Below are 19,303 nucleotides of genomic sequence, written 5' to 3'. Positions count from 1 at the left end.
CCGGGGACCACCGCGTTCACATGGTGGCCAAGGCGTATCTGCCCCGTGATCTCGCCGCGACGGCGGACAACGATGCTCAGTTCATGCCAGCGCTTGCCGTCACCTCAGTGCTGATCATGGCGGCACTTTGCATCGGCTACCTATGCGGCCGCCGGGCCGGCTCAACCCGCTCGGGCCGGATCAGGCGCAGGCGCAGGACGGCACTGGCTGGCATGGCGTTCACGGTCATTGCGCTGGTTGTTGTCCGCCGCGCCCGGCGCAGCTTGCGGCGCCGACGCAATTCCATTTCCATACAGGTAGCGAAACATGTTGCCCCGCTGGGGTTTTGGGAAGCGCCGACGCGCGCCCTCAAACAACTGCGCGGCTGCTAGCCCGCCCGAGCGCTCGACGCCGGCGCTTGGGCACCAATCCCGGGATGTGACACCCGCCCTAGCGCGACCTCAATTCAGCGGGATTGGTTATCCCCGTACGGCAGAACACACGTCAGGCCTACCCCCATTACCCGTCGACATAGGATGTTCCTATGGGGCGGTACGTTGAAAATCTGGGCGTCAGAATCTGGAGGCAGAGTTTTGGGAGCCGTGCCGACAGGGCAATCCTTCTCATATCCGGCGCGATGGCTCCAGCTATCTTCTGGAACAGCAACTTCTGCGAGCGTCTCGCCGATCTAGGATATTTTGTCTTACGCTTCGACAGCCGTGACATCGGTGATTCAACGCATTTCCCCCCGGCAAGAGATGTCGACGCTGATCCGCCATACACCATCGATGAAATGGTTGACGATGTTCGAGCCATACTAGCCGACCATGATCTGAATACCGTTGTACTCATCGGACATTCACTCGGCAGCACCGTGGCTCAACTGTTCGCGGTCAAATACCCGGAACGGGTCGAGAAGCTGTTCTTGATGTCATCGCCGATAATCGCCACGGGTAACAACATATACGCCGAGACGGATAGCGAGACGCTCGCCGCCATGTGGCAAGTGCTGATGTCCAACAAGATGTACCCAGATTACAAACGTGGCAAAGAAGAATTTTTCAAAGTCTGGCGATACCTCAACGGCAGCTTTGAATTGGACACCGACTTAGCCGATGAATACACCAAGCGCCTCTATGAAACGGAAGTCATCGAGCCAGCATATAATCACACCAAGGTTCAGGTGGGCATCGACGACACCTGGACCGAGCTAAGCGAACTCGAAATCCCGATACACTTCATTTACGGCGAAAAGGACCAGTTGGCGTCGAACGTCGGGAATATACAGATCCTGGCCAACTCCCTGCCGAACGCTCATCTGACCGTTCTCAAAGGTGCCGGCCACATGTACTTCCATAGACGCATATGGCAGCAAATACTGTCGGTCCTCACCGAGGCCCTGGCCTAATACCGTTCGGCCCCGTCCCGTATCACCTGCCCTTTCGTTGCGACGACCAGGTGATATCGCGCGGCGACACCGGCAGTATCGATTGCGTTGCAAAACCACTCGGGGGTGTGATAACCGCATCGGTAATTTCACCTGCACCCGACAACCTCCGGCCATCTCGGTAATATCAGCCCGGCAGAGTTCAAACTCTGAAGGTTCACCAAGAGGGTCTCCTTACTCGCGTGGCCGCTCGAACGGCGGTGACAGATCAGGCTCGCGAGCTCCGGCCGGAGGCCACTCGACACGCACGTTCGTCACGGTCGTTCGCGTTAGCCGCGAAGCGACGTCGGTGACCAGGACGTGCCTAGAAGGGAGTGTGATGGCGTTGCCCGACCTGCCCGATAGCGATCCGGGTCGCCCGAATGTGGTTGCCGAGGCTTGGCGAAGTATCAAACCCTCGGTCTTCGTTCCGGCGTCATTGGTGATCGTGACCATGATCGTTGTTTCAGTCGTCTACGCGCAGACCGCCGCCAATGCATTCGTGAAGCTCAACGCCGCAATCACCGCTGGGGTCGGGTGGTGGTACATCCTGGTCGCCACGGCTTTTGTCGTGTTCGCGCTCTACTGCGGTATCTCGCAGATCGGCACCATCCGGCTCGGCAGCGAAGACGAGGTACCCGAGTACGGCTTTTGGGCATGGCTGGCGATGCTGTTCAGCGCGGGTATGGGCATCGGTTTGGTGTTCTACGGTGTGGCCGAGCCGCTCAGCCACTACGCCCATCCACCTCAGTCCCGCGGCGTGCCCGCACTCACCGATGCGGCGGCCAACCAGGCGATGGCACTGACCCTGTTCCACTGGGGTCTGCACGCGTGGGCGATCTACGTGGTGGTTGGCCTCGGCATGGCCTACATGACCTATCGGCGGGGACGCCCCTTGTCGGTGCGGTGGCTGCTGGAGCCGGTCTTGGGGCGGCGCCGAGTCGAAGGCGTGCTGGGACACGCGGTCGATGTCGTTGCCATCGTGGGAACACTGTTCGGTGTCGCCACATCACTGGGCTTTGGCATCACCCAGATTGCCTCCGGCCTGGAGTATCTCGGCTGGATCAAGACGAACAACTGGTGGATCATCGCCATGATCGGCGCGATCACCGCCGCCGCGACGGCATCGGTGGTCAGCGGTGTCAGCAAGGGTTTGAAGTGGCTGTCAAACATCAACATGGCATTGGCGGCCCTATTGGCCCTGTTCGTGCTGTTACTCGGACCGACACTTTTCTTGCTGCAGTCGTGGGTGCAGAACTTGGGCGGCTACGCTCAGTCCCTGCCACAGTTCATGCTGCGCACCGCGCCGTTCTCGCACGACAGCTGGCTCGGCAACTGGACCATTTTCTACTGGGGCTGGTGGATCAGCTGGGCGCCGTTTGTCGGGATGTTCATCGCGCGGATATCGCGCGGGCGCACGATCCGAGAGTTCATTGGGGCGGTGCTGCTGGTACCCACCGTGATTGCCTCGCTGTGGTTCACCATCTTTGGTGACGCCGCGCTGTTGCGCCAGCGAAACGACGGCGACATGCTGGTCAACGGCGCCGTGGACACCAACACGTCGCTGTTCCGATTGCTCGGCGATCTGCCCATCGGCGTCATCACCAGCGTTCTTGCGGTGCTAGTGATCGTGTTCTTCTTCATCACGTCGTCGGACTCGGGTTCGCTCGTGATCGACATCTTGTCCGCGGGTGGCGAGCTGGATCCGCCCAAGCTGACCCGGGTGTACTGGGCGGTGCTCGAGGGGACCGCCGCCGCGATATTGCTGCTGGTTGGCGGCTCCGGGTCGCTGACCGCGTTGCAGACCGCTTCCATTGCCACCGCCCTGCCGTTCTCCATCGTCATGGTGGTGGCGTGTTACGCCATGCTAAAAGCGTTCCGCTTCGATCTACTCACCACGCCCAGGCTGCTGCATGTCACCGTGCCCGACGTGGTATCGGACGGCAACCGGCAGCGCCGCGACATCTCCGCGACCCTGGCCGGGCTTATCGCGGTTCGCGACGTCGATAGCGGTACCTGCAGCGTGCACCCCGACACCGGCGCGCTAACCGTCATAACTCCACCAGATCCGTTGGGCGGGCACATGTTTGACACCAGCGAGCAAGACGGCCAAAGAAATCCAACATCGTCGGCGTAGGCCGCGAAGCCAACCGGCCGACGCCGCCCCTCGCAGTGGCCCCCGCGAGCTATTGGTTCACGGGGGTCACTACGAGTCAGCAATCGATACCGGACTACTCGAGATCGAACCGGTCGTTGTTCATGACCTTGGCCCACGCCGCGGCGAAGTCCTCAGCGAACTTCTGCTTGGCGTCGCTTTGGGCATAGACCTCGGCCAGTGCGCGCAGCACCGAGTTCGAACCGAACACCAGATCGTTGGCGGTGGCCGTCCACTTGAGCTGCCCCGAGGAGCGGTCGCACCCTTCGTAGACGTTCTCCGCCGCGTCCGAGGCCTTCCACTCCGTGCCCATATCGAGCAGGTTCACGAAGAAATCATTGGACAGCACGCCCGGCTTGTCGGTGAACACGCCATGCTTGGAGCCGCCGTGATTGGCGCCCAGCGCACGCAACCCACCAACCAGCACCGTCATCTCCGGAGCCGTCACCCCGAGCCGATACGCCCGTTCGATCAGCAGGTGCTCCAGCGGAGCCTTCTCACCGACCCGGACATAGTTGCGGAATCCGTCCGCGCGCGGTTCGAGCACCGCGAACGACTCCACGTCGGTGTTCTCCTGCGATGCGTCGGTGCGCCCGGGGGAGAACGGCACCGAGACCTCGTGACCGCCATCCTTGGCCGCCTTCTCGACCGCTGCCGAGCCAGCCAACACGATCAGGTCGGCAAGCGAAATCTTCTTGCCGCCGGCCGCCGAGCTGTTGAAGTCCTGCTGGATTCCCTCCAGCACAGACAGCACCTGGTCGAGGTCTGCGGGCTCGTTGGATTCCCAGCTCTTCTGCGGTTCCAGACGCAACCGCCCTCCATTGGCACCGCCGCGCTTGTCGGTGCGCCGGAAGCTGCTCGCCGCCGACCATGCCGTCTTGACCAGCTGCGCAACCGTCAGGCCGGACGCGAGCACCTTGCTCTTCAGCGCCGCAACGTCCTTGGCGTCAACCAGCTCGTGGTCAACGTCGGGCACCGGGTCTTGCCAGAGCTGCGGCTCGGCAACCCAGGGTCCGAGGTAGCGGCTGACCGGTCCCATGTCCCGGTGCAACAGCTTGTACCAGGCCTTGGCGAACGCCTCGGTCAGCTCCTCCGGATGTTCCAGCCAGCGCTGGGTGATCCGCCGATAGATCGGGTCCTCGCGCATCGATATGTCGGTGACCAGCATCGTCGGGGCGCGCCCCGGCCCGCCGAACGGATCGGGGATCGTGCCTGCGCCGGCACCATCCTTGGCCGTGAACTGCCACGCGCCGGCCGGACTCTTGGTGAGCTCCCACTCGTAGCCGTAGAGCAGCTCCAGGAATCCGTTACCCCACTGGGTGGGGGTCGGGGTCCAGACCACTTCGAGACCGCTGGTGATCGCGTCCTTGCCCTTGCCGCTACCAAACGAGCTCTTCCAGCCAAACCCCTGCTGTTCGATCGGGGCGGCCTCCGGCTCGGGACCGACCAGGTCGGCGTCGCCGGCACCGTGGGTCTTGCCGAAGCTGTGGCCGCCGACGATCAGTGCGGCGGTCTCCTCGTCGTTCATCGCCATGCGGGCGAAGGTTTCCCGAATGTCGTGCGCGGCGGCAACCGGATCGGGCTTGCCCTCGGGCCCCTCGGGGTTGACGTAGATCAAACCCATGGTGGTCGCGCCGTAGGGTTGGGCGAGGTCGCGCTTGCCCGAGTAGCGCTTATCGGTGCCCAGCCAGACGTCCTCTTCGCCCCACATGACCTCTTCGGGCTGCCAGACGTCCTCACGACCGAACCCAAAGCCGAAGGTCTTGAATCCCATCGAATCCAAGGCACAGTTCCCGGCGAAGATAATCAGGTCCGCCCAGGAGATCTTGCTGCCGTACTTCTGCTTGACCGGCCACAGCAGTCGGCGTGCCTTGTCCAGGCTGACGTTGTCCGGCCAGCTGTTGAGCGGAGCGAATCGCTGCATGCCCTGGCCACCGCCGCCGCGACCATCTTGGATGCGGTAGGTACCGGCGGCGTGCCAGCTCATCCGGATGAACAGGCCACCGTAGTGGCCATAGTCCGCGGGCCACCAGTCCTGCGAGGTGGTCATCACCGACATGACGTCGGCCTTGAGCGCATCGACGTCGAGCTTGGCGAACTCTTTCGGGTAGTCGAAATCAGCACCGAGCGGGCTGGCCTGAGACGGGTGCGGGTGCAGCATCGACACGTCGATCTGGTTGGGCCACCAGTCCCGGTTGGTCATCGGCGCGTGATCCTGCGGGGTGGGGGAGGAGATTGCGGGGCTTTCGCTTTCGCTATTGCTCTGGGTCGAGGTGTCGGGTTGAGGTGGGCGGCTATCGGATGACACAGCATTCCTTCCAGGGGTGGGTGAATCGGGCTGCGATCACGGCTGTGACCGGGGCATTGCGGTTGAACAATCGGGGCACATGCCCCAAAAAATGACTTCGGCCTCGTCGACAACGAAGCCATCCAGCACATTGCTGTCGTCCGAGGGGGCCAGACACGGAGCCTCACCGACGGCACAATCGATGTCGGCAATCGCTCCGCAGGATCGGCAGACGACATGGTGGTGGTTATCGCCGACGCGGGATTCATAGCGGGCGACCGATCCCGACGGCTGGATGCGACGGACCAGGCCCACCGAGGTAAGTGCGCCGAGCACGTCATATACGGCCTGCCGGGACACGTCGGGCAGGATTTCGCGAACCGCCGAGTAGATCGTTTCGGTGTCGGCGTGTGGGTGATCGCCCACGGCCTCGAGCACAGCAAGCCTCGGCCGGGTGACGCGCAGATCGGCCATACGCAGCTTCTCTGTGTAGTCCGCCGTTGACCCCACTTCGCCACTATGACTCGCTATCTTGAATCGGTCAAGAGTTTCCGCTCGCCATCAACGCACAATTGGGCCGGCGCGCTCAGCCCCTTGCTCCGACACCTTCGGGCCCGCATCACATCGCGCCCTGCGACGGTCGCGCCCGCGGCCGTTTGCCAGTTGAAAACGATTGCACAACAAGCACACTCAGACACCGGTGCCGCCACGCGGTCGCGCGCCGGCAGGGTTGACGACAACACCGTCAAGCCACTCCGAACACCGGCCATCTATCAGGTAGATTGATATCAGACACCCTGATATAGCTGGGGCCGCAATGTTCAGAGATGGGATCTGAAATGTCCAATCCGAAGCCACCGGCTTGGCTCAAGCCGATGAACAAAGCCATGGTGACCCTGCAGAAGATCGGCGTCGTCGCGGGCCCGGTACGGGTACTCACCGTGACCGGCCGCAAGACGGGGCTGCCGCGCAGCACCCCGGCAACCCCGTTCGTACTCGATGACTGCGTGTATGTGGTCGGCGGATATCCAGGTGCGGACTGGGTGCGCAACGCTCGCGCGGCCGGCAGCGGAACCGTTACCCGGGGACGCAAGAAGCAACAGGTGGTCTTCACCGAACTCACCGCAGCCCAGGCGGTTCCCGTGCTGGCCGCGTTTCCGCACAAAGTTCCTCGGGGCGTCGGCTTCTTCAAGCGCTCCGGCTTGGTGCGGCAAGGAACGGCCGAAGAGTTTGCCGCACTGGCCGGGCAGTGCGCCGTCTTCCGGCTCGACCCCACCGCGCAGAACTAGCCCGATCCACGAGCCTCGTCGCCGCCACCGTGGTGCCGGCTTCGGGCGATGTCGACCAAGATCCGCCCGGAAGTCCGCGCAGCGAGTCTCGCTTCCCGTACGAAATATTCTGGACTGATTAACCTTTCGATCCAGTTCGACTGCCCCGGCAAATGCACCCGAACGGAATGCGGTCGCCGCGGCACGACACCGAGGGAACCGGAATTTGGTACCATCGCGCGGTGCACAAGCCGGCTGCACCGAGTAGCCGCATCGGAGCGCAATCGGTGTCCCGGCGCGACGTCCTCAAGGTCTGCAAGTTTGCCTTGGCACCGGCTTTGTTCGGCCTCGGGACACTCGCCGAAAGCGTCGACGCACCCCGGGCCGGCGCCACCAGCGTGAGGTTGATCGACTTTGCCAAGCAGCGCATCTCACCAGAGCTGATCAAGTCGGCAAGCTATGACGGCGTCGTGAACTACGTATCCGAATCGCGCCCGGGAGCGAACTTCCAAGCAAAACCCATCACCCGCGAATACGCCGACGAATTGCGAGCGGCGGACCTGCACATCGTCAGCAACTACCAGTACGGCAAGCCCGGTGGCTCAGCGCCGTCGGATTTCACCCGCGGCCGTTCCGGTGGTGTGCAAGACGCCCAGACTGCCCTACGCCTGCACAGCGCGGCAGGGGGCACAGCGTCGGCCCCGATCTTCTTCAGTGTCGATGAAGACATCGACCCGCACACCTGGGACACCGCTGCCGTGGAGTGGTTCCGGGGAATCAACTCGGTACTCGGCGTCGAGCGCACCGGTATCTATGGACATTCCCGGGCCTGCGCGTGGGCGGTCAGAGACGGGGTGATCGGAAGCTCGACCACGCCGGAGCATCGGTGGGCATGGCAGACCAGGTCCTGGTCGCATGGTCAGCGCGAGCCCGCCGCGGTGCTGTATCAAGAGGTCGTCAACAGTCCCACACACCCAAGTCCGCTGTTAGGCGAGATACGTGTGGACGTGAACGAGGTCCTCGCCGCCGACTTCGGGCAGTGGGATCTGGCGCGGTGATCGGCTAGCGGAACCTGCGGGGTGGCCGTGGGTTCATTCGGTGCTGCGTTCCACGGGACGATTGGGATCCGAACACCACTCCGACCATGAACCCGGGTACAGCGCCGCGTCGCCGCCCGCGGCGACCAAGGCCGCCACGGTGACTGCGGCGGTGATGCCCGAGCCGCAGTAGGCGCCCATGGCGCCGTCCCGATCAATGCCACATCCGGACAGGAGTTCGTCGAGCGCGCCGGTGTCCACAAACGTTCCGTCCGCGGTCAGGACGGCGCCGCTGGGAAGGTTCTTCGCGCCGGGAATGTGGCCGCCGACCGGGTCGATCGGCTCGACATCACCACGGAAGCGCTCGGGCGCGCGGGCATCGAGCAGTGTCGTGACTCCTGCGCCAACTTGGCTCGCCGTCAATGTCGGACGGCTTCCGACGTACAAATCCTCATGCAGCACAGACACATTGCCGGCGCGGGGGTGAACGGCTCCCGTCTGCAAGTGCCCACCGGCGCGGCGCCACGCGCCCAGACCTCCATCCAGGATGCGCACATTCGCTACCCCTGCCGTGGTCAACAGCCACCATGCTCGGGCCGAACCGGTCCGGTTCCAGTCGTCGTAGACCACGACCAATTCGTCCTGCTGCACTCCCCATCGGCGCGCGGCGATCTCGAGATTGCGCCCCGACGGTAGCGGGTGCCGGCCGCGCCCGGCGACGGTGTGGTCGCTGAGTTCCGCCTCGAGCGACACATACACCGCTCCCGGTAGGTGGCCGCGCAGGTAGGACGGGTGCCCGTCGGGTTCGCCGAGCTGCCATCGCACGTCCAATATCGTCACCGGCAAGCCGGCCCGGATGTGGTCGGTCAACTCAGCCACAGAGATCAGCACCTGCCCTCTAGCCTGCACCTGTCCACCTCTTCTTCAGGAGTCTTCTGCGAGCTGGCGACACGCACCGATGAGCCTACGGATACCTCCCGAGTACCCGTCGCCGGTGCGACGAACGCACCGCGACGGCCTTTCCCGGCCCCGCGACCAGTGGCTAGGGGCCAGCAGTGTCGCCGGGGCCGTAGGCCAAGGCGATCTCGCGTGAGCCCAGCCAGCCCGAGTAGGTCGGTCGGGACGGCCATCCGGCGGGCGAATCCTGCCATTGCTCCTGGCGCCCCCACGGCAGCAGGTCGATCAGCCCAAACATGTAGCTGAGTTGCTCGGCGCCTCGACCGGTCGTATGCCAAGTGCGGTAGACGGTGTCACCATCACGCAGTAACACATTGACCGCAAAGCCTCCGCCGGCCGGCGCATCCAGGTCAGCGGCGAACGAGCTCTCCGAGGACGAATACCACGGCATCCTGTTGCCCACCTTGTGCTTGTAGGCGAGCGCGTCGTTGATCGGCCCGGTCGTGACGATCACAAAACGCGCGTCATAGTGAGCCAGGAACTCCAGCCGGGTGAACTGCGACGTGAAGCCGGTACACCCGCCGCACTGCCACTCGGCGCCATCGGTCCACATGTGGTGGTAGACGATCAGCTGCGCGCGGCCATCGAACACATCGACCAGCCGGACCGGCCCGTCCGCACCGATCAGCGTGTAGTCGGCCAGCCGCACCATCGGCAACTGGCGCCGCTGCGCGGCAATCGCATCCAGTTCGCGAGTGGCAGCCTTCTCGCGCTCGCGCAGCTCGCCGAGCGCGGCGCGCCAGGTCAGGTGATCAACGCTTGCTGGCAGGGCCTTTGCCATGGAATCCGCCTTTGAGGTCGATGTTTGGTGACCACTTGTTATGACCGCCGCGGCGGCCGGAAGTCATCGCGCCAGGGCCGTCGATGCCCCTACGGTGGCCTTTCACCGCGCGGTTCTGACGGATAAGTGCAGGCCAGCACCGCATCGGAGGTGGCAGTGTTTGCCGTTCTCGGCTGGCGGGAAACCCTGCAGGGGTTGGGGGACGGGAAATCTTGGGGGGCCGGTGGGCCCGGAAAGGCACACAACCATGGCTCAACGGCTGGTACCGCATTTCGACGACGTCCAGGCGCATTACGACCTATCCGACGATTTCTTCCGGCTATTTCTGGACCCCACCCAGACCTACAGCTGCGCCTACTTCGAGCGCGACGACATGACACTGGAAGAGGCACAGATCGCCAAGATCGACCTGGCGCTGCGCAAACTGGGCTTGGAGCCCGGCATGACACTGCTCGATATCGGCTGCGGCTGGGGCGCCACCATGCGCCGCGCGATCGAGAAACACGACGTCAACGTCGTCGGCCTCACCCTGTCCAACAACCAGGCCGCCCACGTGCAGAAATCGTTCGACCAGCTGGACACCGCACGCACCCGGCGGGTGCTGCTGAAGGGCTGGGAGCAGTTCGACGAGCCCGTCGACCGCATCGTCTCGATCGGCGCGTTCGAACACTTCGGTCACGACCGCTACGACGACTTCTTTGCGATGGCGCATCGGGTCTTACCGCGCGGCGGGGTGATGCTGCTGCACACGATCACCGGCTTAACCCGAGAGCAGATCAGCGATCGGGGAATACCGATCTCGATTGACATGATCCGATTCGTCAAATTCATTGTGACCGAGATCTTCCCGGGCGGCCGGTTGCCGTCGATCGACATGGTGCAGCAGCACGCGGGCAGGGCGGGCTTCACGCTGACCCGTCGCCAGTCGCTGCAGCCGCACTATGCCAGAACCCTGGCTCTGTGGGCCCAAGCCCTGTACGCCTACCGGGACGAGGCCATCGAGATTCAATCCGAAGAAGTCTATGAGCGCTACCTGAAATACCTGACCGGCTGCGCAGATGCCTTCCGCCGCGGTCACATTGACGTCAATCAGTTCACCCTGCAGAACTAGCCCGCGATCGGCGTTCCGGGCGCTGCATCTTCTCGAGGTCGGCGCGCCATCGCAGCTTGGACTACAACGACACGGTCAACGAACGGCCACAATTCATCACGATTTGCACACCGCACTGGCATCGCCTGACCACGGGTGCGACGGTGTTGCGGTGAGTGTTGACGTCGGCCGTTTCGAGCACGGCTCCCGCACCCAGTGGATGGACGCCCCGCCCCGGCGGTGTAAGCGTGGCCACTGGCTGCTTCCGGGGCACATGATCGTTGCGGTCATCCGATGCTCGTGTGGTCGGCACACCTGCTGGGAATGCGAATGCGGCGCTACCACGTATCGACCGGCGCTGACCCACTCTTGCACCATTGTCCGGGACGTGCATGCACCGCTAGATCCTTCTCAACTGGTCAGCTGAGGCAGTCTCCGAACCCGCACCGCGGCGCCGACGCCAGTAGCTTGCTAGGGATTAGTCGAACCGAGCGTTTGCGACTGCGGCGTTTGGTCTATATATAACGCATACCCCGAATTGAGGAAGGGCGACAATGCGGCTCATTGTGCCAACCACCGTAGCGACCGCAGCGCTGCTGTTCACCGGATGCTCTGCCTCCGAGATCGTCAACACCGGCGGTGACACCAAGTGCAAGGACTTCACCACGCAAGACGAGAAGAAACAGAGCGAAGAAGTCGGCAAGATGCTCAAGGACAAGAGCGGCAAAGACCCGACGAACCTCGAGATCTCGGCCACTCGTCTGTCCGCAATGACTTACTGCCAAGCGTTGGGCAAGCCCGACACCAAGATCTCCGAAGCGCCACACGGCTAGCACCATCTTCGCCGGACGCCTGTCCAGGACGGGACGTATTGGCTATCACCCAGCAACCTGCGGGACCACGGTGTCACCAGAATTGGCGTGACGCTAGATTTTGGTGATGAGCAGCGACATCCCCAGTGCGGTGCAGCGAATCTTCGCGCTGGCCGACCAGGTGCCTGGATTCATGCCGGCCGATGAGGGGGAGGCCCTGTTCAACGCCGCGCTGCGGTACTTCAATGGCGGGCTCGGTGTGGAAATCGGGACCTACTGCGGCAAGTCCACCCTGTTGCTCGGCGCCGCGGCGCAACAATGCTCCAGCGTCCTCTACACCGTCGACCATCATCACGGCTCTGAGGAACACCAGCCCGGTTCGGAATACCACGACGATTCACTGGTCGATGAGATCACTGGACTGTTCGACACCCTTCCAACCTTCCGGCGCACGCTGGACTCTTCCGGCCTGGACGACCATGTGGTGACCGTCGTGGGCAAATCGCCGATCGTGGCCCGGGGGTGGCGATCACCGCTGCAGTTGCTGTTCATCGATGGAGGTCACACCGAGGCTGCCGCCGCGCAGGACTTCGAGGGCTGGGCCAGATGGGTGAGCCCAGGGGGAGCGCTCATCATCCACGATGTGTTCCCCAACCCCGCAGACGGCGGCAGGGCGCCGTACCACATCTACCGCCGTGCCATCGATTCCAGTCAATTTCAGGAGATTTCGGCGACCGGGTCACTACGGCTTCTCGAGCGCACTAGCGGGGGCCCCGGCGACCAGATCGAGGTTAGCGGCCGGGCCTGCTGACGACGCACTCGCAATCGAAGTCGGTTTGCAGGCCCGTGGGCAGCGCATGCCCACGGAAGATGCCGGCACCCCGAGTGGTATTCGATAGCGCATCCGCGGCGAGGATCATCGCCGCAGCGGTCCAGGTGGTGCGTTCCTCGGGCCAACGCTTCCCGTCTGCGAAGACCAATCCCGTCCAGTAGGACCCGTCGTCTTCGCGCAGGTGCTGCATCGCCGCGAACTGTTCATGCGCCGCGGCGCGGTGACCGATGGCGTCGAGCGCCAGCACCAATTCGCATGTTTCGGCTCCCGTCACCCACGGCCGGTCGTCGACGCAGCGAATACCGAGGCCGCCGACAACAAAGTCATTCCAGCGGTGGTCAATTCTGGCGGCCGCTGCCGGCCCGCGTAGCGCACCGCCGAGGATGGGGTAGTACCAGTCCATCGAGTAGCGCTCCTTTTCAGCGAACGCCTCCGGGTGCGCGACGATGGCGTGGCCAAGCCGACCGAGCGCCAGTTCCCACTCCGGCTGGGGCTCCCCGACAAAATCCGCCAGCGCCAGCGCACACCTCATGGCGTGAAAGATGCTGGCGCACCCGGTCATCAGGGCCTCCGTCAGTGGCCCGGACTCACTTCGAGCCCAACATATTTCGCCATTACCCACCTGCAGGTCGATGACGAAGTCGATCGCCTTGCGCACCACCGGCCACATCGTGACGGCGAATGACTTGTCGCCGGTCACGAGCACATGGTGCCAGATTCCGGTCGCGATGTAGGCACAGAAGTTACTGTCACTGTTTTCATCTTCGACAGTGCCCGTGCGGATTTGAATCGGCCATGACCCGTCGGCCCGCTGCGCGCGGCGACTCCAGTCGAATGCGGCGCGCGCCTGCTCGAGAAGTCCGGCAGCGGTGAGCGCCATCGCACACTCCACATGATCCCACGGGTCGGTGTGGCCACCCACAAACCACGGGATGGCGCCCGAGGGTTCTTGTGCGGAAGCAATGGATTGGGCCGTCTGCCGACATTGATCGCGAGTCAGGGCACCCGGCACCGCCGGCGGACTAGGCCGATGCAACTGAATGTCCCAAATCTGCTGGGCTTTGCGCCGATTCCCGCTTGTCGAAATACATCGCGACACTCTTACCCACCAGCGGATTGAGAACCGACTCGGCCATCCGCGCTACCCTGGGCCGCCGCATCAGATCCCACACCAGCAGCTTGTGATACGCGGCCACCAAGGGGTGGTCCGCATTCGACACACCGACAGCGCATTTCAGCCACCAGAATGGCGAGTGCAGCGCATGGGCGTGATGGGCGTGGGTCAAGGCCATTGGGTGGCGAGTGATCTTTTCGCGCAACTCGCTGGCCCGGTAGACCCGCACGTGGCCACCTTCGTTGCTGTGGTACTCGTCCGAGAGCAGCCAGCACACTCGCTCGGGAAGCCATCGCGGCACGCTAACCGCAAGGGTGCCACCGACTTTGAGCACCCTGACCAGTTCAGCGATTGCTGCGTCGTCTTGTGGCACATGCTCCAGAATCTCGGACGCGATGACGCAGTCGAATGTTTCGTCCGGATACGGCAACGCAAGCGCGTCACCGAGAACCACTTTCGCCGATGCCGCGGCCGGCGCCTCACCCGTCTGCGCCATTGCAGCCAACATGGTGTCCACCGCACGCAGTTCTGCCGCATCCCGGTCGAAGGCGACGACATCGGCACCGCGTCGGTACGCTTCGAACGCGTGCCGGCCAGCACCGCAGCCCACGTCGATGACCGTGGCGCCAGGACCGATACCTAGGCGGTCGAAATCAACTGTCAGCATTGAGCATTGCTTTCAGGTGCGGTCGTTGTTCGCTCGATCGCAGCGGCATAGACTCGCACGGTTTGCGCGGCCACCGCTTCCCAGCTGAACACACCGAGGGCCCGCTGCCGCCCGGCTTCGCCGAGGCTGCGACGCTTGTCCGGAGAATCGAGAAGCTCGCCCAGCGCGTGGGTCAGCGCGCCGACATCGGCGGCCGGAACCAGCTGCGCGCAGGCACCGTCAGTGCCCAACACTTCGGGCAATGCTCCTACCCGGCTGGCGACTATCGGAGTTCCGCTCGCCATCGCTTCTACCGCGGGAAGCGAAAATCCCTCGTAGAGAGAAGGAATGCAGGCGACCTCAGCCGAAGCGAACAAGGCCACTAGCTGCGCATCCGAGAGCCCGTTGCTGATGTGAACGATGTCGGAGACCCCCAGTTCGGCGATGAGTTTTTCGGTGGGGCCATTGGGTTCCACCTTCGCCACCAGCCGTAACTCAATCTCGCGGTTCACCCGTAGCTTGGCGACTGCGTGAAGCAGTGTGCTGACCCCTTTGAGGGGCGTATCGGCACTTGCGATCGCCATGACGCGGCCCGGTTTCCGTGGGCCGACTCCGGGCTCGAACAATTCGGTGTCGACGCCGAGTGGCACCACATTTAGCTGATCGGGCGAAACTCCGAAATCAGTGACGATGTCCGCGGCCGATGACGAGGAGACGGTCAGCAGGTGCGGCAGCTGGCGCGCCACCTGCTTCTGCATGGCAGAGAATCCATACCAGCGGTGCACCAACGGTTTTCGCCACCATCGCGCGGCCGCGAGATCAAGCACTCTGTCCCGCGTGATGGGGTGGTGGACGGTGGCCACCACCGGTAGCCCCATGGCGGCGATGCGCAGCAGGCCGGTTCCCAGGCTCTGATTGTCGTGCACGAGGTCGAAGTCGCCAATGCGATCGGCCAGCAGTCGGGCGACGCGCAGCGAGAAGGTTCGCGGCTCGGGAAAGCCCGCTGTCCACATGGTGAAGAGTTCCAGCAGGTCTATTGAATCGCGGATCTCGCTCGGATGCGGGACCCGAAACGGATCCGGCTCGCGGTAGAGATCAAGACTTGGCACTTCGGTCAGCCGCACCCGCGGATCAAGCAGCTCCGGATAGGGCTGCCCGGAAAAAACTTCGACGTCATGGCCGAGGTCCACCAACCCGTGGCTGAGATGACGCACATAGACACCCTGTCCGCCACAATGAGTCTTACTGCGATAGGACAACAGGGCAATTCGCATACTTAACTCTTCTCCACTGGTGAGCGGCCAGGGAAGCGCGCCAAGCCCAGGGCGGTCAACGAAGCCTCGGACGCCGCGACAGCAAACTGGACATTTGTCCAGACTATAGTTCGATGAACTAATCGACGCAACGCGTGCAGACGCTGGCTCATGCCCGCCGGCCGCTACTGCGGGCTTCGCGAACCCAGCTGTGCCTCGGGCCGCAAGTCGTCGAACAGGTGGTCACCACCGGCGGCCGCGGCCAGCTCGCTGCCCAGCGCCCGTGCGTGCTTGAAGAGGTTGTGCCCGGCGATGAAGAAGATCCCGTCGCACTGCCAGACCCCCACGCCGTCGGAACCCCACGGTAGCTCGGTGACCCAGCAATGCCGGATGTCGACGGGAGCGGGATCAAGCCCCGGCAAAGCGCGCTCAACGTAGGCATTGGCCCGCTCGCCTAGCCGGGCAAGCGCTGCGGGCGCCAGCAGGCCACCGCCGGGAGCGTCAACGTATTCGGTGAGTCCGACGGCGTAGCGCCGGTTGCCAGCCTCCGCGGCCGCATAGATGCCGGTCTCACCGAAACCGGTGGCACCGTCCTGCAGGCACGCCAGCCGAGGTGGCGGCTCGCCGCGAACGCGATAGGTGAGACGCACGTGGGCACCCTCGCGCACGGGCAGCGCTAGACCGACACCGCGAGCCAGCGCAGCGGTCCCGCGCCCGGCGCACACGACCAGGCTGCCATGCTCGGCAACCGCGCCGCCGGTGCGAACTTCGACCGTGCCGGCGGAGGTGGTGCGGACCAGCAGGACCTCGTCGGTGACCAACCGGTCAGCCAGCGCGGCCGTGAGCGCCGAGATCGCCCGCGTGGTGCGAATCGCCCCACCGCGCTCGTCGAGCACCGCGACGCCGTCGAAGTCCGCGTAGATCGGTAGCCGACGGTGCAGTTCGTCGGTGCCGATCCGCCGCGCAGGGCAGTCGCCGACAGCCTCGAGCACACCCAACCGACGCTCGGCCACCGGGCCAATAGCCACTACTCCATCACTGCAGAGCAGTTCCACACCCAGGCGCCGCCCCCATTCGTCCCAGATCAGCCGGCTCCTTTTGGCGAGGGCAACCATGCGGGCATCGTCGTGGGCATGCCGAAAGATGCGCGACTCACCGCCTGATTGCCCGTGACCGGGCACCCCACGCTCGTAGACGGTCACCGAGATGCCGCCCAGGGACAGGGCGTAGGCGGTAGCCAGACCGACGATCCCGGCCCCGACAACCCCAACATCGGTGCAACGCACACTCCCAATCAACCACGACTGTCGATGTTTGTCAGTCGGGCGACACCCGCCTCACCCAGGTGCCGACGACCTGGCAACGAATACGGCTGGCACTGAAAAAACTTTCAGTGCCCGCGTTTTCGCCTCCGACGGCAGTCCGGCACGCTGCGCGCGAGGCCAATTGGTCACTCGTAGTACCGGGCTTCGACCACATTGCCGTCCGGGTCTGCGAAGTAATATCCCTGCGGCGCCCATCCCCGGGCGCCATAGCTGCGGTTAAGCCGCGCACTGGTGTCCACACCGGCCGCCTGCAAGCGCTGATCGAGCGCGTCGTATTCGGCTTTCGTCATAGCCAGGCAGACGTGGTTGACCCGATGGCCGGCGCTGCCCGGGCCTCCGGTGAGGGTTTCGGTGTCGGCAACGCTATCCGGCGGCAGCAGGTCGATGATGGAGTCGGCAGAAACCCGCACACTCGGAAACGGTGCGTCTCCAGCCTCGAACTCGCTGACCCGTACCGGCGCAAGCCCCACTACTTGGGTGTAGAAATCCACGGAGGCACGGGGATCTGTCGTCCACAAAACGATGTGGTCCAGCCGCATCACCCTTGTCTACCCGGTCTATACCGCGATGACAAAGCACCGCGGATCCAGGCCATTCGGAAAGCGCACCGGACCCCGGGGTTGACCGACCTGTCGTGTTTCAAGGACGTGTCATGTTCCTGGGAGGGCGGCCGTTAGCCGACTTGGTAGTGGCCGAGCAACCTAGGATGCCGTCACCGACGCCGCCAACACGCTGGCGTTCGCTAGACCGATCGGAGTGACACGAGATGGATTTCGCACTACTACCGCCAGAGATCAACTCTGCCCGGATGTATGCCGGTCCCGGGTCCGGGCCGATGCTGGCCGCCGCGGCGGCGTGGGACGGGTTGGCGGCCGAATTGCATTCGACAGCAAGCTCGTATCAGTTGGTGGTCGCGGGGTTGACTACCGACCCTTGGGTCGGTCCGTCATCAGTGTCGATGGCTGCTGCCGCCGCCTCGTACGTGGCATGGACCAGAATCACTGCCACCCAAGCCGAACAGGCGGCCAGTCAGGCCGCGGCGGCAGTGGCCGCCTATGAGGCAGCGTTCGCGGAGACGGTGCCACCGCCAGAGGTGGCGGCCAACCGCGCTCTGCTGATGATGTTGGTGGCAACCAACCTCTTCGGTCAGAACACCCCGGCAATCGCCAGTACCGAGGCGCAGTACGCCGAAATGTGGGCCCAGGATTCCGCGGCGATGTATGGCTACGCCGGCTCGTCGGCGTCCGCGACGCAGTTGACGCCTTTCGACTCACCGCCGTCGGACACCGCTCCCAGTGGGCTAGCGACGCAAGCGGCGGCAGTCGCCCAAGTCGCCGAGACGTCGGCGGGCAACGTGCAGTCCACCGTGGCGCGCACGCCGCAGGCGTTGGCCGCCGTCCCCAATACGCTCAACAGCCTGGCCGCACCGGCGGCGCTCCCAACGCTGACGCCGCTGGAGCTGCTGGATCTGTTGTCTGACCTCAGCGGGCTGTTCATCGACCCGGAAATTGGCGCAGCGGGACTTGGTGTCGACTCATTTGTCGGGATCACGGCCCTGCCTTACGACATCGTCGGCTATCTGATCGGTGTACACACCGACGACATCGTCAGTGGGTGGGCTGGGCTCGAGACCTGGCCGGGGCTGGCTTCGGTGCCACCAACCCCATTCCCGGCAGCGATCACCAACCTGGACGGGTCGGCGATATCGGCGGGTTTGGGTGAGGCGAATTCCATCAGTGGGCTCTCGGTACCGTCAGCCTGGACCGTGTCGGCGCCGGCAATACGCACGCTTGCCCTGGAATTGCCCGGCACCAGCGTCGCGGCCGCCGCCGAAGCCTCCAGCGGCGGCCTATTGGGACAGATGGCATTGGCCAGTGTCGCGGGCCGGGCGATCGCCGGCACCGGCGGCCTGGGACGGCGAGACCGGCCCGGCGGCGCTACCACCCGTGATCAGGCAGCGCCGCAGACCGGTGCGCCAACCGGGCCGATCACCAGCATTGCCGCTGAGCTACGTGAGCTGGCGGCCCTGCGCGATTCGGGAATCCTCACCGAGGAGGAGTTCACCGAGCAGAAGCAACGCCTGTTGCCACACTGATCCCGGCAAGCCGAAAGCCGGTGTTGATCGCTGCGCCGAAACCTCTTGCAGCCCAGCATGATTGCAGGTCGCAGCGGCCGAGAACGAACCGCAGGAAGTTCGGGTAAATGGCCGGCATTTCCCCGCGCCGAAATATGCAATTTTCGAGCGCCCGCCGCGTTCTGGACCAGCAATAGAACAATGCAGTGGCGAAATATATCCCAGGTTAACCCTGGAAATTTGGATAAGTATTAATGGGCAATAGTT

General features: G+C 64.0%; 18 protein-coding genes. 9 read left to right on the top strand and 9 right to left on the bottom strand.

The genetic code is table 11. The annotated features are described in order from the left end of the window. Positions 1 to 20 precede the first annotated feature (20 nt). The 3 genes from MMSP_RS15055 (at position 21) to MMSP_RS15045 (ending at position 3,542) form a co-directional block, all read left to right on the top strand. Positions 21 to 371 carry a hypothetical protein gene (locus MMSP_RS15055; protein ID WP_020787324.1) on the top strand — a complete coding sequence of 117 codons (351 nt, stop codon included), beginning with the start codon at positions 21 to 23 and terminating at the stop codon, positions 369 to 371. 152 nt (positions 372 to 523) lie between these two features. Next, positions 524 to 1,387, top strand: coding sequence for an alpha/beta fold hydrolase (locus MMSP_RS26115; RefSeq protein ID WP_084472582.1), 864 nt, complete (start codon positions 524 to 526; stop codon positions 1,385 to 1,387). Between the two features lie 358 nt (positions 1,388 to 1,745). Further along, complete coding sequence (locus MMSP_RS15045) at positions 1,746 to 3,542, top strand: BCCT family transporter (RefSeq protein ID WP_020787321.1); 1,797 nt, start codon at positions 1,746 to 1,748, stop codon at positions 3,540 to 3,542. Positions 3,543 to 3,636: 94 nt separating this feature from the next. On the opposite strand, the gene katG is transcribed toward MMSP_RS15045, so the two are convergent. Then, the gene (gene katG, locus MMSP_RS15040; protein ID WP_036426551.1) at positions 3,637 to 5,868 is read right to left on the bottom strand and encodes a catalase/peroxidase HPI; all 2,232 of its coding nucleotides are present in this window, start codon (positions 5,866 to 5,868) and stop codon (positions 3,637 to 3,639) included. 36 nt (positions 5,869 to 5,904) lie between these two features. Continuing rightward, positions 5,905 to 6,357, bottom strand: a complete 453-nt coding sequence (locus tag MMSP_RS15035; protein WP_036426550.1) for a Fur family transcriptional regulator — start codon at positions 6,355 to 6,357, stop codon at positions 5,905 to 5,907. Positions 6,358 to 6,686: 329 nt separating this feature from the next. On the opposite strand from MMSP_RS15035, the gene MMSP_RS15030 reads away from it, so the two are divergent. Together MMSP_RS15030 and MMSP_RS15025 are read left to right on the top strand one after the other, a co-directional pair. After that, positions 6,687 to 7,136, top strand: coding sequence for a nitroreductase family deazaflavin-dependent oxidoreductase (locus tag MMSP_RS15030; RefSeq protein ID WP_011740210.1), 450 nt, complete (start codon positions 6,687 to 6,689; stop codon positions 7,134 to 7,136). A gap of 221 nt (positions 7,137 to 7,357) precedes the next feature. Beyond that, the gene (locus tag MMSP_RS15025) at positions 7,358 to 8,173 is read left to right on the top strand and encodes a DUF1906 domain-containing protein (protein ID WP_051153793.1); all 816 of its coding nucleotides are present in this window, start codon (positions 7,358 to 7,360) and stop codon (positions 8,171 to 8,173) included. A 33-nt stretch (positions 8,174 to 8,206) separates the two neighbouring features. Here the strand turns inward: MMSP_RS15025 and MMSP_RS15020 are convergent, their stop codons facing one another. Further along, positions 8,207 to 9,061, bottom strand: coding sequence for a sulfurtransferase (locus MMSP_RS15020; RefSeq protein WP_015355787.1), 855 nt, complete (start codon positions 9,059 to 9,061; stop codon positions 8,207 to 8,209). Between the two features lie 133 nt (positions 9,062 to 9,194). Beyond that, entirely contained in the window at positions 9,195 to 9,890 is a 696-nt protein-coding gene (locus tag MMSP_RS15015; RefSeq protein WP_020787317.1) for a DUF899 family protein, read from the bottom strand. A 247-nt stretch (positions 9,891 to 10,137) separates the two neighbouring features. Between MMSP_RS15015 and MMSP_RS15010 the strand changes: the two genes are divergently transcribed. The 3 genes from MMSP_RS15010 (at position 10,138) to MMSP_RS15000 (ending at position 12,603) form a co-directional block, all read left to right on the top strand. Continuing rightward, entirely contained in the window at positions 10,138 to 11,001 is an 864-nt protein-coding gene (locus MMSP_RS15010; RefSeq protein ID WP_020787316.1) for a cyclopropane mycolic acid synthase family methyltransferase, read from the top strand. A gap of 533 nt (positions 11,002 to 11,534) precedes the next feature. Then, a complete protein-coding gene (locus tag MMSP_RS15005; RefSeq protein WP_020787315.1) occupies positions 11,535 to 11,813 on the top strand; it encodes a hypothetical protein in 279 nt (92 codons plus the stop codon). 106 nt (positions 11,814 to 11,919) lie between these two features. After that, on the top strand, positions 11,920 to 12,603 hold the full coding sequence (locus tag MMSP_RS15000) for a class I SAM-dependent methyltransferase (RefSeq protein ID WP_036426546.1): 684 nt from the start codon (positions 11,920 to 11,922) through the stop codon (positions 12,601 to 12,603). On the opposite strand, the gene MMSP_RS14995 is transcribed toward MMSP_RS15000, so the two are convergent. The 5 genes from MMSP_RS14995 to MMSP_RS14975 all read right to left on the bottom strand — a co-directional run bounded on the left by MMSP_RS14995 (position 12,584) and on the right by MMSP_RS14975 (position 17,501). Then, entirely contained in the window at positions 12,584 to 13,660 is a 1,077-nt protein-coding gene (locus MMSP_RS14995) for a prenyltransferase (protein ID WP_036426544.1), read from the bottom strand. The genes MMSP_RS15000 and MMSP_RS14995 overlap by 20 nt on opposite strands. After that, a complete protein-coding gene (locus tag MMSP_RS14990) occupies positions 13,647 to 14,405 on the bottom strand; it encodes a class I SAM-dependent methyltransferase (RefSeq protein WP_020787313.1) in 759 nt (252 codons plus the stop codon). The genes MMSP_RS14995 and MMSP_RS14990 overlap by 14 nt, the downstream gene beginning before the upstream one ends. Then, positions 14,399 to 15,658, bottom strand: coding sequence for a glycosyltransferase family 4 protein (locus tag MMSP_RS14985; protein ID WP_020787312.1), 1,260 nt, complete (start codon positions 15,656 to 15,658; stop codon positions 14,399 to 14,401). The genes MMSP_RS14990 and MMSP_RS14985 overlap by 7 nt, the downstream gene beginning before the upstream one ends. A gap of 164 nt (positions 15,659 to 15,822) precedes the next feature. Then, complete coding sequence (locus MMSP_RS14980; RefSeq protein ID WP_020787311.1) at positions 15,823 to 16,923, bottom strand: FAD-binding oxidoreductase; 1,101 nt, start codon at positions 16,921 to 16,923, stop codon at positions 15,823 to 15,825. Positions 16,924 to 17,087: 164 nt separating this feature from the next. Next, complete coding sequence (locus MMSP_RS14975) at positions 17,088 to 17,501, bottom strand: VOC family protein (RefSeq protein ID WP_015355779.1); 414 nt, start codon at positions 17,499 to 17,501, stop codon at positions 17,088 to 17,090. Positions 17,502 to 17,728: 227 nt separating this feature from the next. Here MMSP_RS14975 and MMSP_RS14970 point away from each other — a divergent pair, with 227 nt between their 5' ends. Continuing rightward, complete coding sequence (locus MMSP_RS14970) at positions 17,729 to 19,057, top strand: PPE domain-containing protein (RefSeq protein WP_020787309.1); 1,329 nt, start codon at positions 17,729 to 17,731, stop codon at positions 19,055 to 19,057. The last annotated feature ends 246 nt before the right edge of the window (positions 19,058 to 19,303 follow it).

The sequence above is a fragment of the Mycobacterium sp. 012931 genome (genome assembly GCF_000419295.1).
GTDB classification, from domain to species: Bacteria; Actinomycetota; Actinomycetes; order Mycobacteriales; family Mycobacteriaceae; genus Mycobacterium; species Mycobacterium marinum.
This window is presented reverse-complemented; position numbering and strand designations above follow the sequence as displayed.

Bases quoted from the DNA above. Each gene is read 5' to 3' on its own strand.
- MMSP_RS15055 (WP_020787324.1), top strand. From the start codon at position 21: ATGGTGGCCAAGGCGTATCTGCCCCGTGATCTCGCCGCGACGGCGGAC.
- MMSP_RS26115 (WP_084472582.1), top strand. From the start codon at position 524: ATGGGGCGGTACGTTGAAAATCTGGGCGTCAGAATCTGGAGGCAGAGT.
- MMSP_RS15045 (WP_020787321.1), top strand. From the start codon at position 1,746: ATGGCGTTGCCCGACCTGCCCGATAGCGATCCGGGTCGCCCGAATGTG.
- MMSP_RS15030 (WP_011740210.1), top strand. From the start codon at position 6,687: ATGTCCAATCCGAAGCCACCGGCTTGGCTCAAGCCGATGAACAAAGCC.
- MMSP_RS15015 (WP_020787317.1), bottom strand. From the start codon at position 9,890: ATGGCAAAGGCCCTGCCAGCAAGCGTTGATCACCTGACCTGGCGCGCC.
- MMSP_RS15010 (WP_020787316.1), top strand. From the start codon at position 10,138: ATGGCTCAACGGCTGGTACCGCATTTCGACGACGTCCAGGCGCATTAC.
- MMSP_RS15005 (WP_020787315.1), top strand. From the start codon at position 11,535: ATGCGGCTCATTGTGCCAACCACCGTAGCGACCGCAGCGCTGCTGTTC.
- MMSP_RS15000 (WP_036426546.1), top strand. From the start codon at position 11,920: ATGAGCAGCGACATCCCCAGTGCGGTGCAGCGAATCTTCGCGCTGGCC.
- MMSP_RS14990 (WP_020787313.1), bottom strand. From the start codon at position 14,405: ATGCTGACAGTTGATTTCGACCGCCTAGGTATCGGTCCTGGCGCCACG.
- MMSP_RS14985 (WP_020787312.1), bottom strand. From the start codon at position 15,658: ATGCGAATTGCCCTGTTGTCCTATCGCAGTAAGACTCATTGTGGCGGA.
- MMSP_RS14975 (WP_015355779.1), bottom strand. From the start codon at position 17,501: ATGCGGCTGGACCACATCGTTTTGTGGACGACAGATCCCCGTGCCTCC.
- MMSP_RS14970 (WP_020787309.1), top strand. From the start codon at position 17,729: ATGGATTTCGCACTACTACCGCCAGAGATCAACTCTGCCCGGATGTAT.